The sequence below is a fragment of the Rhodopirellula sp. JB055 genome, assembly GCF_043100905.1.
Lineage (GTDB): Bacteria > Planctomycetota > Planctomycetia > Pirellulales > Pirellulaceae > Rhodopirellula.
The window spans coordinates 1-14301 of sequence record NZ_JBICHO010000432.1; the positions used below are offsets into that span (position 1 = coordinate 1).

General features: G+C 55.7%; 11 protein-coding genes. 10 read left to right on the top strand and 1 reads right to left on the bottom strand.

The genetic code is table 11. The features are described 5' to 3' along the window. Positions 1–917: TrkA C-terminal domain-containing protein (locus ACF8AM_RS17005; RefSeq protein ID WP_392556785.1), on the top strand; the 917-nt coding region annotated here is incomplete at its 5' end. Between the two features lie 96 nt (positions 918–1013). Here the strand turns inward: ACF8AM_RS17005 and lipA are convergent. Continuing rightward, positions 1014–1931 carry a lipoyl synthase gene (lipA, locus tag ACF8AM_RS17010; RefSeq protein WP_392556786.1) on the bottom strand — a complete coding sequence of 306 codons (918 nt, stop codon included), beginning with the start codon at positions 1929–1931 and terminating at the stop codon, positions 1014–1016. A gap of 217 nt (positions 1932–2148) precedes the next feature. On the opposite strand from lipA, the gene smpB reads away from it, so the two are divergent. From smpB to ACF8AM_RS17055, 9 genes are all read left to right on the top strand, one after another. Next, positions 2149–2712, top strand: coding sequence for an SsrA-binding protein SmpB (smpB, locus tag ACF8AM_RS17015; RefSeq protein ID WP_392556787.1), 564 nt, complete (start codon positions 2149–2151; stop codon positions 2710–2712). Positions 2713–2857: 145 nt separating this feature from the next. Beyond that, a complete protein-coding gene (locus tag ACF8AM_RS17020) occupies positions 2858–3550 on the top strand; it encodes an ABC transporter ATP-binding protein (RefSeq protein WP_392556788.1) in 693 nt (230 codons plus the stop codon). Continuing rightward, entirely contained in the window at positions 3547–4914 is a 1368-nt protein-coding gene (locus ACF8AM_RS17025; RefSeq protein WP_392556789.1) for an ABC transporter permease, read from the top strand. Before ACF8AM_RS17020 ends, ACF8AM_RS17025 begins: the two co-directional genes overlap by 4 nt. Positions 4915–5067: 153 nt before the next feature. Next, positions 5068–6417: a right-handed parallel beta-helix repeat-containing protein gene (locus tag ACF8AM_RS17030; RefSeq protein ID WP_392556790.1), complete on the top strand. Its 1350-nt coding sequence runs from the start codon at positions 5068–5070 to the stop codon at positions 6415–6417. Positions 6418–6519: 102 nt separating this feature from the next. Further along, a complete protein-coding gene (locus ACF8AM_RS17035) occupies positions 6520–7065 on the top strand; it encodes a sigma-70 family RNA polymerase sigma factor (RefSeq protein ID WP_392556791.1) in 546 nt (181 codons plus the stop codon). A gap of 1 nt (position 7066) precedes the next feature. Beyond that, the gene (locus ACF8AM_RS17040; protein ID WP_392556792.1) at positions 7067–8407 is read left to right on the top strand and encodes a FecR domain-containing protein; all 1341 of its coding nucleotides are present in this window, start codon (positions 7067–7069) and stop codon (positions 8405–8407) included. Between the two features lie 73 nt (positions 8408–8480). After that, positions 8481–11030: a DUF1592 domain-containing protein gene (locus ACF8AM_RS17045; RefSeq protein WP_392556793.1), complete on the top strand. Its 2550-nt coding sequence runs from the start codon at positions 8481–8483 to the stop codon at positions 11028–11030. A 108-nt stretch (positions 11031–11138) separates the two neighbouring features. Then, complete coding sequence (locus ACF8AM_RS17050) at positions 11139–12437, top strand: DUF1552 domain-containing protein (RefSeq protein ID WP_392556794.1); 1299 nt, start codon at positions 11139–11141, stop codon at positions 12435–12437. Between the two features lie 87 nt (positions 12438–12524). Beyond that, positions 12525–13997, top strand: coding sequence for a sulfatase (locus ACF8AM_RS17055; protein ID WP_392556795.1), 1473 nt, complete (start codon positions 12525–12527; stop codon positions 13995–13997). Positions 13998–14301 lie beyond the last annotated feature (304 nt).

Genomic DNA, 14301 nt, shown 5'->3' on the forward strand with positions numbered 1-14301 from the left:
GCTGGCGACCCACGCCACCGGATTACCAATTCCAACTGGGTGACGATGTCATGTTGGTCGGTGGAGCATCCGAGATCGCGCGGGTATCAGAGACATTGGGCGAATTACAAGACACCGCGGATCCGGTAGTGGATGCGGATCGAGAACGCCGGTACGTCGTCGTCACGTCTCCCGAAATTTATGGTCATACCCTGAAAGAATTGCGTCTGCGATCGAAGTACGGCGTGACGATTGTGCGAGTCCAGCGGCACGATGTGGAGTTTGTACCCTCGGCGCGAACTCGGATTGAATTTGGTGATGGCTTGGTCGCCGTGGGCGAGCCGGATGCGCTGGCCAAAATCGCCAGTGCGGTTGGACACCGTCCTCGAACGGTGAACGAAACCGATCTCCTGTCGTTGGTCGCGGGCATCGTTTTGGGGATCTTTGTCGGGAACCTGTCGTTGCAAATCGGCGAGTTCTCCATGTCGTTGGGAATCGCCGGAGGCCCGTTGATGGTGGGATTGATCCTAGGGCACTTCCGCCGTCTTGGGCCGATTCGCGGTTCTTACCCACCCGCCGCAATGTTGTTGATGACCGAAGGAGGCCTGGCATTGTTTTTGGCCGATGCGGGGCTGAACGCAGGAGCCAATGTGGTCGAAGTGTTGATGGAACGCGGGGCATTGCTGTGCGTGGCCGCCGCGGCGATTGCGATCGTTCCGTTGGTGGTTGGGTTCGCCGGTTCTCGGTACTTTGGCGGTCGAACCCTGTGGCAATCGCTCGGTGCGACTTGTGGTGGGATGACGTCCACACCGGGATTGGCTGTGCTGACCGGCGCGACTGATTCCAGCCAACCAGCGACGAGCTACGTCGCAGCCTATCCAGTCGCGTTGGTGCTGATCACGATCGCGGCACCTTGGCTGGTCGACCTGATCGGTTGAGGCCATGAATCCGCGAGGTGCTTCGCACTGAGACCAGTTGCTGGAATCGAGTGGTTTGTCAAAGTGAAAAGTGAGGGTTGATCGCAGTGACCGACGTCACTCCGTTTCGGCCATGTCGCGAGCGTGGTAGCTGCTGCGGACAAAGGGTCCGCTGGCGACCTTTTTGAAGCCCATTGATTTGGCGATGTCGGCCAGTTCGTCAAATTCTTCCGGTGGCACGTAGCGAACCACGGGCAGGTACTTGTCGCCCGGTTGAAGGTATTGACCGAGAGTCAGGAAATCGACGTCGTGTTCGCGAAGATCGGACAGTGCGTCCAGCAATTCGCCACGTTCTTCGCCCAGGCCCAACATCAGCCCGCTCTTGGTTTTGACTCCCGCGTCATAGCGTTTGACTTCACGCATCATGTTCAGCGTCCACGCGTAGTCACTTTTGGGTCCACGGACTCGGCGATAGAGACGCGGCACGGTCTCCATGTTGTGATTGAACACGGTCGGCTTGGCTTCGATCACGCGAGCCAAGGCTTCTTTGCAGTGCACGAAGTCAGGCGTCAGGACTTCGGTGGTCGCACCGGTTCGCTCACGGACTGCGATGACACAATTGTGGAAGTGGTCGGCACCGCCGTCGGGCAAGTCATCTCGGGTGACGCTGGTGATGACAACGTGTTTGAGGCCCAATCGTTCCGCTGCTTTCGCGATTCGTTCGGGTTCGTCGACCGCGGGGGCGGCTGGTGGACGGCCACGGCTGACAGCACAAAAACCGCAAGGCCGCGTGCAGACGTTGCCCAGAATCATGAATGTCGCCGTCTGCTGGCTGTAACATTCCATCCGGTTGGGGCATTTAGCGTTGTCGCAGACCGTCTCCAGTCCGTATTCCTCCATCAACGAATCGGTCAGGTGATTCGAGTTGGATTTTGGGATGGGCCGTTTGAGCCAACGTGGCAACCGGCCCGTCGAGCTGACGTCGGTGCCCGCAGGCATTTCTGGTTCGGCGACAACTGGCAATCGAAAAGCCATCGGCGTCTATCCGGATGAAAGGCAGAAAATCAAAAATCAATGGTCGACTCAGGACTGAACCGTTCCGCAGGCCCGTCCGTAACCGAAGCCAACCCGGAAATCCGGAACAGTGTAGTGAGCCGGGCATCGCGTTGGCTCAATTATTGTAGTGGCCTAGAGGGAAATCGAAAATGGTCGCCCCATCCTGCTTTTGTGGGATCCCGATACAATCACGACCATGTCAAAGAATAAAAGTAAAAAGCAGCCCACCTTGACTGAGGCTGGCGCAAAAAAAGCGGCCGGTAAGAAGTCTGGGAAGGGAAAAAGCAAAAACGCGAAAAAGAATCAACCGAACATCACGCCGGTCGCTGAAAATCGCAAAGCCAAGTTCCGCTACGAGATCCTCGATAGCGTTGAATGCGGCATGATGCTGATGGGCAGCGAAGTCAAATCGATGCGAGAAGGCAAGCTCTCGCTGGACGAGGCGCATATCCGTGTCACCAACGGAGAACTGTGGTTGGTGGGTTCCGACATCGCTCACTACAACAACGCGGGGATGTGGAACCATGATCCACGTCGGCCACGTAAGTTGCTGGTGCACGCCAAAGAGTTTGACAAGTTCGCTGGGCGGGCCCATGAACGGGGACTGACGCTGATCCCACTGCGGGTGTATTTCAGCGAACGCGGGTTGGCGAAATGCGTGATGGGATTGGTCAAAGGGAAGAAATTGCACGACAAACGAGAAACGATCAAGAAGCGTGAGACCGACCGCGGGCTGCAAAGAGCCATGCGGCGAAGGTAACCCAGGCCATGCGGCGTAGGTAACACGCGCCGTGCGGCGAAGGTAACACGGGCCGTGCGGCGAAGGTAACGCAGGCCGTGCGGCAAAAGTAAAACGAGCCATGTGGTCTCGAGAGAAACCGATCCCCCCAAATCATTCCAGCGACATGCTTGCGATTGAAAACCTGATCAAACGATTCGATCAACCTGGTGGAGGCGAATTGACGGTGCTGGATGTGCCTCAGTTCAACATTGCCGTCGGCGAGCAAGTCGCCTTGATCGGCCAAAGTGGCGGTGGCAAGACAACGTTGCTGCATCTCATCGCTGGGATGCTGACAGCCACCTCTGGTTCGATCCGTATCAACAACTTGGAACTCACTCGGCTAAGCGAACAAGGTCGCGACCGGTTTCGTGCCGGCACGATCGGTTACGTCTTTCAAACGTTCAACCTGCTTCCCGCTTTCTCTGCGCTGGAGAACGTCAAACTGGGGATGTCGTTCGGAAGCGGAAGCCTGAGTGCCGCCAATGCCGCCCGAGCTTCTGACTTGCTCGATCGCGTCGGGCTTTCTGATCGAGCTCACTATCGCCCGAATCAACTCTCTGTGGGTCAGCAGCAACGCGTTGCCATCGCTCGTGCTTTGGCCGGCCGGCCAAAACTGTTGCTCGCCGATGAACCAACCGCCAACGTCGACCCCGCGAGTGCCGATACTGTGTTGAACCTGATCATTGATTCTTGCCGCGAAGAGAATGTTTCGTTGCTGATGGTCACGCACAGCATGGAAGTGGCGACGCGATTTGAGCGATGTGACAAGCTCGAAGACATCAACCGAGCCTTCTCGCCCTTGGGGGCCGAATCATGAGCCTGTTTTTCATCGCTTGGCGAAACTTTCGCTACCGCGCGCTGTCGAGTTTCTTGACCACATTGTCGCTGACCTTGGGCGTGGGACTGGTCGTGTTGGTGATGTCGATCTACGGCATCATCAGCGAAGCCTTCGTTCGCAATGCTTCGGTGGGATACAACTTGGTCGTGGGCCCCAAAGGCAGCACGCTGCAACTGACGCTCAACGCGGTGTACTACCTCAGCCAACCCATTGAGAACCTGCCCTACACGGAGTACATGGAGTTCTATCCGAAGGAAAAGCGGGCCGAAATGGTGCGAACTTTCGGCGGCGATCCAGCGCTCGGCGAACGCGACGGTGTGTACGCGGGATTCATGACCGATGGCTTTGCGATCCCGCTTGCACTGGGGGACTACTTCGGTGAATTTCGCGTGGTGGGGACCACGCCAGATTTCTTTGAACGATTGAAGCATGGACCGGACGCGGATCAGCCATTCACGTTCAAAGAGGGACGCAACTTCGAATATCACAACGAAGAAAACAGTTACTTCGAATGTGTACTTGGGTCTCGCGTGGCAGCTCAAATGGGCATGAGCGTTGGTGACGTGATGAATCCAACCCACGGGGACCCCGAAGGCAAAGGCCACGGCCAGGGATTTCAGATCGTCGGGATTTTGGATTCAACAGGGACGCCGAATGACCGAGCCGCGTTCGTCAACTTGGAAGGGTTCTACCTGCTCGAAGGACACGCGAAACCGATTCCCGATGACGCCGTAATTGTGCTTCCTGAATCAGCCAAAACCGCTGACCCCGATGAGCCCTTGTTGTTGACGATTCCTGAACGCGAAGTCACCTCGATCTTGGTCCGCAACGGGAACTTGATGATGGCTCCCATGCTTCAAAACCGGATCAAGGAGAGCGTTCGTGCGGAAGCGGCCACTCCGATCGGTGAAATCAACAAACTGATGACGATGATCGTCGGCCCGTTGATGCAGGCTTTGTTGGCGATCACGTTGATCACCTGTGTCGTCGCAGCCGTGGGAGTTTTGGTCGCAATCTACAATTCGATGAACGACCGCAAACGAGATATCGCGGTGATGCGAGCACTCGGTGCTCGTCGTGGCAGCGTGACCTGGATCATCTTGTTCGAGAGTTTGATCATCGCGTTGGTGGGCGGCATCTCTGGTTGGATCCTGGCTCACCTGGGAATTTGGGCAGCCAGTCCCTTGATCGAATCGAGAACGGGTGTTCTGGTCGGGTTCTTCTCCGTCAGCACCTACGAGATCTACTTGCTGCCATTGGTGATTGGACTCAGCTTGCTAGCGGGCATTGTCCCCGCGGCTTCTGCTTACCGCACCGACGTGGGAACCAATTTGTCAGCCTGACAGTCGTTCCATTTCGTTTCGGTCGACATGATCGCCCAGTGGCTTCGATACGCGATGCCCCCACTGGTCGCACTGGGCGGCACGGGCGGCACTGGGTTCGCGTTTGATTGGTAAACTGGACGGTCCTTCCTCCCACCTCGAGCACGGACCACCATGAATCTCCATCTCGCCCGCCGAATCAGTTTTCTTCCTCATTTAGTTCCTTTCACCGCGCTGTCGATTGGCGTGCTGGTGCTATCGTCGCCCGCGATAGCAGACGAGCCGAGCGGTGACGGCATCACCGACGACACGGCTGTGATCCAACAGTGGATCGACACCGAACACGATGTGCAGCTCTCTGCCGGAACGTACCGTATCACCCGTCCCTTGGTGATCGACTTAAAACGCACGGGGTCCATCGCCTTCAAGGGAAACGGAAGAGTGCGAATCGTGATGGCGGGGGCGGGCCCAGCGATCCAGGTCGTGGGGACCCACGCCGGAACCGCGGACCCGTCAACGGTGACCGACGAGGTGTGGGACCAACAAAACGCATTGATCCTTTCTGACTTCGAGATTGTCGGAGAGCATCCGCACGCCGACGGTGTGGAGCTGTCTGGGACAATGCAGCCAACGCTGCACAACCTGACGATTCGCAAATCGCGTCATGCGATTCATTTGGTGAATCGCAATCGGAATGTGATTGTCAGTGATTGCCACCTGTATGAAAACTCGGGCGTTGGTTTGTATCTCGATGCAGTCAACCTGCATCAGATCAACGTCACGGGATGCCACATCAGTTACAACTCCGGCGGCGGAATCGTTTCGCGTGCAGGCAATGTTCGCAATTTGCACATCACCGGATGCGACATCGAAGGCAATATGGGAGCGGCCAATGAGGCGTCTTCCGCGAATGTTTGGTTGGTCAGTGGATCGGGGTCGATTGGCGAAGTCGCGGTCACCGGATGCACGATTCAGCACACTCACCACGGCAAGGACTCGGCCAACATTCGGATTGACTTGCACAGTGAACAAGTCGCAGGAACGGAAGAACGGCGGCACGGCAACATCACGATCAGCGGCAATATTCTCTCCGACGCCCAGGTCAACATCCACTTGAAGCACCTGCGCAGCGCGACGGTGACAGGCAACACAATGTGGCAAGGTTTTCATAGCAACATCGTGATGGAACACTGCGAGGCTGTCGCAATGTCATCCAACACCTTGGACCGAAATCCACGGTACCACTTGGGCAAAAATGCCGCTTCGAAACATGGGATTCAACTGAGCGATTGTCGTGACTGTGTTCTTTCCGCGAACGTGTTCAGTGGCGTCCGGGAACGTCCGGCTTCGATGGAACTCACTCGTTGTGAACGCGTCATCGTCCAGGGTTGCTTGTTCACCGACGGCGCCACGCCAGCGATTCTCGCGAAAAACTGTTCGCACTGTGTGTTGCGAAATAATTTGACCAAGAGCGGTGACCCGGCGTTGGAATTGCATGACTGTGAAGACATGCGAACCGATTGAGTTTTCGGGCGATTGATCCCGGATTCTGGTCACTGACGACGTAAATTCAAAAAAATGTCAGGAATTTGCGGCAGGTGGCTGCACCAACTCAAATAGGTGGGCATGTCCCCTTCCGAAGTCCCGCCGCCGAAGCTGACCGAGAGCGATTTCATGCGTCTCTTCGTCAAGCATGAACTCGCACTGCGAGCGTTCGCGCGGTCAATCCTTCCGAACTGGAACGCGGTCGACGTTGCGATCCAGGAAGCCAGTGTGACGATGTGGCAAAAGTTTCCTCAGTTGGAAAACGAGGATGGCTTTCTGCCGTGGGCCAAGGTCATCTTGCGTTTCAAATGCTTGAACGCGGTCACAGGAATGAGACGCGAGGGACGTTTGCTCAGCGATGAAGTGTTGAAACAAATCGCGGATGAATCGGAAGCCATGGAGGCGGAACGGGTCGCTGAAATTCGTTCGGCACTGCAGGACTGCCTGACCCAGTTCAGTCGGCCACTCCAAGAACTTTTGATCGCACCGTACCAAGCAAACACACCGATCAGCCAGCTCGCGGAAGGCTGCGGGAAAACGGTCAACGCATTCTATAAACTGCTCGGTCGACTCCGAGCCAAACTTGCCTCCTGTGTTCAGCAACGATTGCAAGTGGAGACGTTCTAAGATGGATTCATCGGAGTTGATTCAGCAGTACCTTTTGGGCTCGCTTTCCGATTCGCAACTCAACGAATTGGAACACCGGCTTGCTAGTGACGCCGAACTTCGAAAGAAGTTTGCGATCGCGGCGGCGACCGATGCCGGGCTTCGCGATTTGGCCATTCAGAAGTCGATGGAACCGCCGGTTGTGGCCGCATCATCGAACCACCGCAGCGTTTGGTTGGTCGGCTGGTTCGCGATGGCGGCGTCATTGTTGATCGCCGTGCTGTTCACCACTCGGTCCCAATCCCCGGTCACGATCGCAACACTCAGCACCAGCGAAAATGCGGCTTGGGAGAGCGTTCTGCCAACCACCGTCGGCTCCAAGTTGGTGGCGGGCAACATGAAATTGATGACCGGCATTGCAACTGTTCAGTTTGAGTCGGGAGCCAAGGTCACGTTCGAGGCTCCTGCCCAATTTGAGCTGATCGATTCCATGCGAGTTCGGATGGTCGACGGGGCCGCGGTGATTGATGTTCCGGAATCGGCTCATGGATTCACCGTGGAAACTCCCGGCGGATTCGCGGTGGACCACGGGACTCAGTTTGCAGTGGCAGTCAAGGAATCAACACAGACATCCGACTTCGAAGTGTTGCAGGGCGAGATCTCCGTACATCATCCCGCCAGTGGAAAAGAGGTGCACCTGTTCGACGAAGAATTCGCCTCGCTGTCAGACAGAGTGTTGACGACACAAACCGAACCCTCGCCTGAACAAGAGTACGACCAATCCGATGCCGATCGCCCGCGAATGGTTCGCGTTGGCACAGAGGGTCGCTGTGATTACGTGATCCGTAACAACCGGCGCGGCAAGTGGATTCATCCCGAGATGTTGATGGTCAAGAAGGCTGATAGTCGCAAGTGGGACATGCGAGCGTTCTTTTCGATGGACATCAACTCGGTTGATTTCAAGGCGGTCCGCTCCGCTCGCTTGCGTCTGAACCAAGTTCCCAGTGGAAAGGGATTTGCCTCGAGGCTGCCAAAACTCAACTCGTTCGCAATTTATGGCGTGACCAATCCTTCCAAGGAAACTTGGGAGAACGATCCAACCTGGGAAGACGCACCGAGTATTCAAGACGGGATCCTATTGGGCAGATTTGAAATTCCCCGCAGCCAACAAATCGGAACGTTTGGCATCCAATCCGATGCGTTGCTGCAGTTTCTGCAAGATGATTCCGACGGGCGGGTGACCTTTGTTCTGGTTCGCGAATCGGGATTGGTCGAAGGAACGGATCGTGGTCTGGTTCACGCGTTCGCCAACGATTCTCACCCCGAAGTGTCCGGCCCGTTGTTGGAGTTCACAGTGGACTGAGCGATTTTGATCCCTCTCTTCCTCACCGTTCATTGGTGTTCCTCTTCACCTTTCCCGCCAGTCAGTTAGCGTCATGATCCCTCAACGAATTCGATTCGCTTTGCTCATTTCCTTCTTTTGCCATGCCGCATTCGCGGAGGAAAATCCAGGCACGGAGATGCCACAGCGTCACGCGGAGCTGCTCGAAAACCACTGCTTGGATTGCCACGACAGTGCGACCAAGGAAGCCAACATCGATCTGGAGACCCTTTCGATGAATGTGGCCCAAGACATGGCGACCGCAGAGCTTTGGTCGAAGGTTCTTGGTGCACTCAACTCGGGTGAGATGCCGCCGGAAGATTCCGAACCGCTGCGTGACGCGGACAAGCTGGCGTTCTTGGAAGACCTTTCGCAAAAGATGGTTGTTGCACGACGAATGCTCAGCGATTCGGGTGGCGACGTTGTGATGCGTCGCCTCAATCGACGCGAATATGCCAACACCGTGGAAGCGTTATTGGGCGTTCGTCCGGATGTCACGACGTTGCCCGATGATCAAGCCACCGCGGGTTTCGATACCGCAGGAGCATCTCTGTTCCTATCAAGCGACCAAATCGAACAGTATCACGCCACAGCGACCGCGAATCTGAAGTTGATACTTTCGCCTCGAAAACGTCCCGAGGCAAAAACCGTTCGGATCGAACCCGAAGAATACTACACGCCGCACTACACCGAAGCCGCAGAACAGATGCGGGATATCGGCAAACGTGCCAACGCGTTCTTGTCTCAATCTGACAAACCGGCTTCTGAATTCGGATTGCTCGACGAGTACCAAGCCAAGAAGCAAAAGGTGCAAGAGTGGTTGCCGCTGATGGAAGACTACTTGGATCGACCTGAGACGGAAACCGGAATCACGTTGATCATGACCATCAAGCAAGGCGGGTACACGAAAGTCAAACTGCCAACACAGCAACCGCTGGCGGATGGAAAGTATCACGTGCAAGTTCGTGCCGCGATGTACCCGGACGCGGATGAACGACATCACTACTTGGAATTCAGCTCGGGGTTGGGAACCGGTCGCAAACTGTTGGGCTGGCGAAAAGTCACGGCTCCAATGGACGATCCAGAATTGGTTGACTTTGAGTTCGTGCATGAACCCGGTGCCAAACAACAGGTTTGGGTGCACCAACGGTCCCACCAAGATCGAGGGGACAAAAACTTGGCCACGCTGGACATGCGCGACAATGGAATCGGTACGCCGCCGGGGATATGGATTGATTGGGTGGAACTGACGGGGCCGCTGCCATCGGAACAGACTCAAGCGATTCAGGTCGCTCGCGATTCAATCCTGTTTGAGCAACCAACCGACATGCAAGAAGCCGAGTACGTTCGTGAAGTTATCCGGCGATTTGCAACCCGAGCTTTTCGCGGTGCCACACCTGCCGCAGACTACCTACAGCGTTTGAACCAGCACTATCAAACGGTTCGCCAGCAAGGACTGTCAATCGATGAGGCATTGGATTCTCCTTTGTCCATCGTGATGGCATCGCCCAGCTTTTTGTATCAAGTCGAGCAATCGGGGGCGGAACAGGGACCAAGTTTGTCACCGCACGAATTGGCAGTGCGTTTGTCATACTTTTTGTGGTCCGCCCCACCTGATGCAGAGCTGATGAGGCTGGCAGATTCGGGTCAACTGGTCGAGCCTGCGACGTTGGCGGAGCAAACCGATCGCCTGTTGCAAGATCCACGCAGCAAGGCCTTCATCGAAGGGTTTGTTCATCAGTGGCTGCAGATGGAACGCCTGGACATGTTCCAGTTCAGTGGCGTTGACTTTCCAAATTTTGACAACGCGGTTCGCGAAAACGCTCGGCAGGAACTGTTCGAAACGTTTTCGTACTTGCTCGAGAATGAGCTGCCTCTGGAGAAAATGCTGAAAGCAGACTTCGTCGTCATCAACGATTTGTTGGCGGGGTACTACGAGATCAACGGCGTTCAAGGGCATGAGTTTCGGAAGGTTTCCGTTCCGCCGGATTCCTTGCGAGGGGGTTTGCTGGGAACGGCTGCGGTACTCGCGATGGGATCCGATGGCCAGAGATCATCACCGGTGGAACGCGGCGCGTGGGTGTTGCGGCACTTGCTCAACGATCCTCCACCACCAGCACCGCCGAATGTTCCTCAATTGAGTCGATTGGCGGGCGAAACGCTATCGGCTCGCGAATTGGCTCAGGCTCACCAAGAGCAACCGCAGTGTGCGAATTGCCATCAAAAGATTGATCCCATCGGGTTTGGACTCGAGAACTTTGACGCCGCCGGTCAGTGGCGTGATCAAGAGGTGATCGGACAAGGGAAACGTCGCTTTGGTCGTTGGCAGGAAGAGGTCCGCTTTGACATTGAAGCCGCTGGGAAACTTCCCGACGGGAAGAAGTTTTCGAATTCCGTCGAACTCCGTGACGCCATTGCGGAGTTCGACGATGAATTCGCGCGTGGGTTCACCGAATCATTGATTGCGTACGGTTTGGGCCGACCTTTTGGATTCACCGACCAAGAACTCGCTAGCCAGATGGTTGAGCACGCGAAGCAACACAATCATTCCATTCGACAATTCATTCACGCACTGATTCAGTCTCCTGCGTTTCACACTCGTTGAGCCGTTGAACAGGCTTTCAAGTTGTTCATGCGTCTCATTATGTCACTCTCGTTCCATTGATCGGCAGGATGCCTGCCCCACCTTTCCGTCTCGAACAAGGCAACTTTCATGAGAAGAATTCGCCCTTCCCGCCGTGGTTTTCTTCGTAGCAGCAGTGCCTTGATTGCCCTGCCCATGTTGGATTCGTTTGGATTCAAACGTTTTGCGAGTGCGGCCAGCACTGCCGTTGCGTCTCCCAAACGCATGGTTTTCTTGGGGATGGGATTCGGCGTCACGGCGGATCGTTGGTATCCCGACACGAACACGGTGGGGGAGAACTACGATCTGCCTCAAATCCTTCGGCCGCTGACCCGGCATAAGAAGGACATCACCATCATCCAGAATTTGATGCATCAGTATTCTGCCGATGGTCACTCAGGCAGCACGTTCTGGTTAACGGGAGCCAACCGGTACGCGATTCCTGGTCAGAGTTTTCACAACACGGTATCGGTCGATCAGGTTGCCGCCGAAGTTCTAGGCGAAGAAACTCGTTTCACATCGATTCAGCTTGCTGCGAAAGGAGCCGCAACAGACGGGCATGGTCCCGGAGGATCATTGGCTTGGAACCGCTCGGGCAAGCCAATCGCCGGTTTAGACACGCCGGTGGCGGCTTTTCACCGACTGTTCTCGGTCGACAAGACTCCGCTTGAAGTGCAACAACAACGATTGAAGGAACAACGCAGCGTTTTGGACACGGTGCTCTCGGACGCGAAGTCAATCAATCGGAAGCTCAACGCGTCTGACAATGCGAAACTGGATGAGTACTTCCAATCCATCCGCGAAATAGAAGTTCGACTTGCCAAAGAAGAAAAGTGGTTGGGAGTTGAGAAAAAGCGTCCGCAGAAAGCCGTTCGCGAACCAGGTGAGTCGCTCGAGGGAGTCGAAGAGATCCGCATGATGTATGACATTATGTTGGCTGCGATGCAGGTCGACGCCACTCGGGTGTTCACGTACCGCATGCCGGTCAATTCGATGATCTCAAGTCTTGGTGCGACGATGAGCGCACACAGCATGAGCCACTATTCCGAGGGCGAACGCCGAACCGTTTCGCAAAGTCGCGATACCGCGCACGCGAGATTGCTGGCTGAGTTCTTGGACAAGTTGAAAGCGACCACGGAACCTGATGGATCGACGCTGTTTGATAACATTGCGATCACTCTGGGGACCAATCTCAGTTCGGTTCACACGCTGAAGAATTGCCCGACCTTGATCGCCGGGGGCGGATCCGGGTTCCGCCACGGGCGTCACCTCGTCATGGAAGATCCCAAAACGCCCTTGTGCAATCTTTGGCTCAGTACGCTGCGTGGTGCCGGGATTCAAGCGAACACCTTTGGTGATTCGACTGGTATCATCGAAGAGCTGTTTTGATTTTGGACTGAATCTCGATCCGGTGACGGTGTTTTTCGCGTCGTCCTTGGGTCACGTTTCCCTTTGTAAATCCCTTGGTTGCTCACGATGACGTTCCATTTGCCGTTTTCACTTCCGACGTTCGTGTGTTGTTTGGCTTCGTTCGTCTTGGGGAATGTCAGCGTGGTTTGTTCGGCGAAGGCCGCGAATCGGCCCAACGTTGTCTTGATGATGTGCGACGATTTGGGGTGGGGCGACACGGGGTTCAACGGAAACCAAATCATTCAAACTCCCGAACTGGATGCGATGGCGCGGGACGGGACGGTGCTGGACCATTTCTATTCGGTCGGACCGGTTTGTTCGCCCACCAGGGCATCGTTTTTGACGGGCCGGCATTACTTTCGGATGGGTGTCTGGTCGGCGAATCAAGGTCATCTGCCAGAGCAAGAATTCACCTTGGCCCGGATGTTGAATTCGAACGGGTACGCCACGGGCCATTTTGGCAAGTGGCATCTTGGTACTCTCAGTCGAACCATCTCAGCCAAAGGCAAGAAGCGACGACCGGATCTCCATTACGCGCCGCCATGGGAACGTGACTATGACGCGTCTTTCGTGACGGAGTCCGCCGTGTGCACCTGGGATCCCGGCATTGGCAAACGTTCCCGTAACAACCCGTATTATGAAAATGGCGTCCCGACGGATGAGAACGTCCTGGGATGCGATTCGCGAGTGTTGATGGATCGAGCGGTGCCGTTCATCGAAGAGGCGGTCGAACGCGACCAGCCTTTTCTAAGCGTGATTTGGTTCCATGCTCCACACGAAGACATCCAGGCCGGACCTGAATACCTGGCGCAGTACGAAGGACACGGGGAGGCAGCTCATTACTACGGATGCATCACGGCGGTTGACGACCAAATCCGACGTCTTCGAAAGAAACTCACCGAGCTGGGTGTGGCTGACAACACGTTGTTGTTCTTCTGCAGCGACAATGGACCCGAAGGAGGCGTACCAAAGGACCGGACCAAGACCAGACGTGCAGGGAGCGCGGGCGAGTTTTCAGGGCGAAAACGCAGTGTGCTTGATGGCGGTGTTCGCGTTCCTGCATTGGTTCATTGGCCTGGAGAAATTCCGGCTGGAGTCCGCCTCGATGTGCCAATGTCGGTGATGGATCTGCTTCCGACCGTGGCCGCGATCACAGGCGCGGATGCAATGCCAGATCGATTGTTGGACGGTGAAAATGTCCTTCCCATTTTGAAAGGGGATCAACTCAAGAGAGAGAAATCGATTCCGTTTCGCTACGGTGAATTCGCGTGCCTAGTCCGAGGCAAACACAAGCTGATCATCCAATCACGCAATGATGGTTCCAGGGACCGATTGTTCGATCTTCAGAGCGACGTCACCGAGTCGAACAACCTGGCCGCCGAACATCCGGATCTGGTGCAATTCATGAGGATGGAACTGCTCGGTTTTTTGGATTCCGCGAAAACGAGTCACGCGGGGCAGGACTACGAGAGCGTGTCGTTCAAACCGGTTGATCGATGGCGACCACTCCCGAAAAAGAAATCCTCATCGACTCAGTGACAAGTGACGCAAGGACGTCACCTGCTTTCGACGCATGGTGAACGCAGTCGTAAAAAGACGGCTCCCGGACCTTCGAGGGCTAGTCGAATCGAGGACCGGGAGCCTTGCCGGCGACGGAACGTCCTCCGCCGACTCAGGTGGTGAAACCACCCTGGGTGACTTCAATCACGAAGCTGACTGAGTCTTCGTTTGACGCTCAGTTGTGGTCGTGCCCTTCATGATCGTCATGATCATGGGCACCGTGGTCATGGTCGTGGGAGATACTTCCTGTGTAGGTCTTGCCTTTGATCTCGAGGGTTACCGC

Coding starts and splice junctions, on each gene's coding strand:
- lipA (WP_392556786.1), bottom strand. CDS start 1,931: ATGGCTTTTCGATTGCCAGTTGTCGCCGAACCAGAAATGCCTGCGGGC.
- smpB (WP_392556787.1), top strand. CDS start 2,149: ATGTCAAAGAATAAAAGTAAAAAGCAGCCCACCTTGACTGAGGCTGGC.
- ACF8AM_RS17020 (WP_392556788.1), top strand. CDS start 2,858: ATGCTTGCGATTGAAAACCTGATCAAACGATTCGATCAACCTGGTGGA.
- ACF8AM_RS17025 (WP_392556789.1), top strand. CDS start 3,547: ATGAGCCTGTTTTTCATCGCTTGGCGAAACTTTCGCTACCGCGCGCTG.
- ACF8AM_RS17030 (WP_392556790.1), top strand. CDS start 5,068: ATGAATCTCCATCTCGCCCGCCGAATCAGTTTTCTTCCTCATTTAGTT.
- ACF8AM_RS17035 (WP_392556791.1), top strand. CDS start 6,520: ATGTCCCCTTCCGAAGTCCCGCCGCCGAAGCTGACCGAGAGCGATTTC.
- ACF8AM_RS17040 (WP_392556792.1), top strand. CDS start 7,067: ATGGATTCATCGGAGTTGATTCAGCAGTACCTTTTGGGCTCGCTTTCC.
- ACF8AM_RS17045 (WP_392556793.1), top strand. CDS start 8,481: ATGATCCCTCAACGAATTCGATTCGCTTTGCTCATTTCCTTCTTTTGC.
- ACF8AM_RS17050 (WP_392556794.1), top strand. CDS start 11,139: ATGAGAAGAATTCGCCCTTCCCGCCGTGGTTTTCTTCGTAGCAGCAGT.
- ACF8AM_RS17055 (WP_392556795.1), top strand. CDS start 12,525: ATGACGTTCCATTTGCCGTTTTCACTTCCGACGTTCGTGTGTTGTTTG.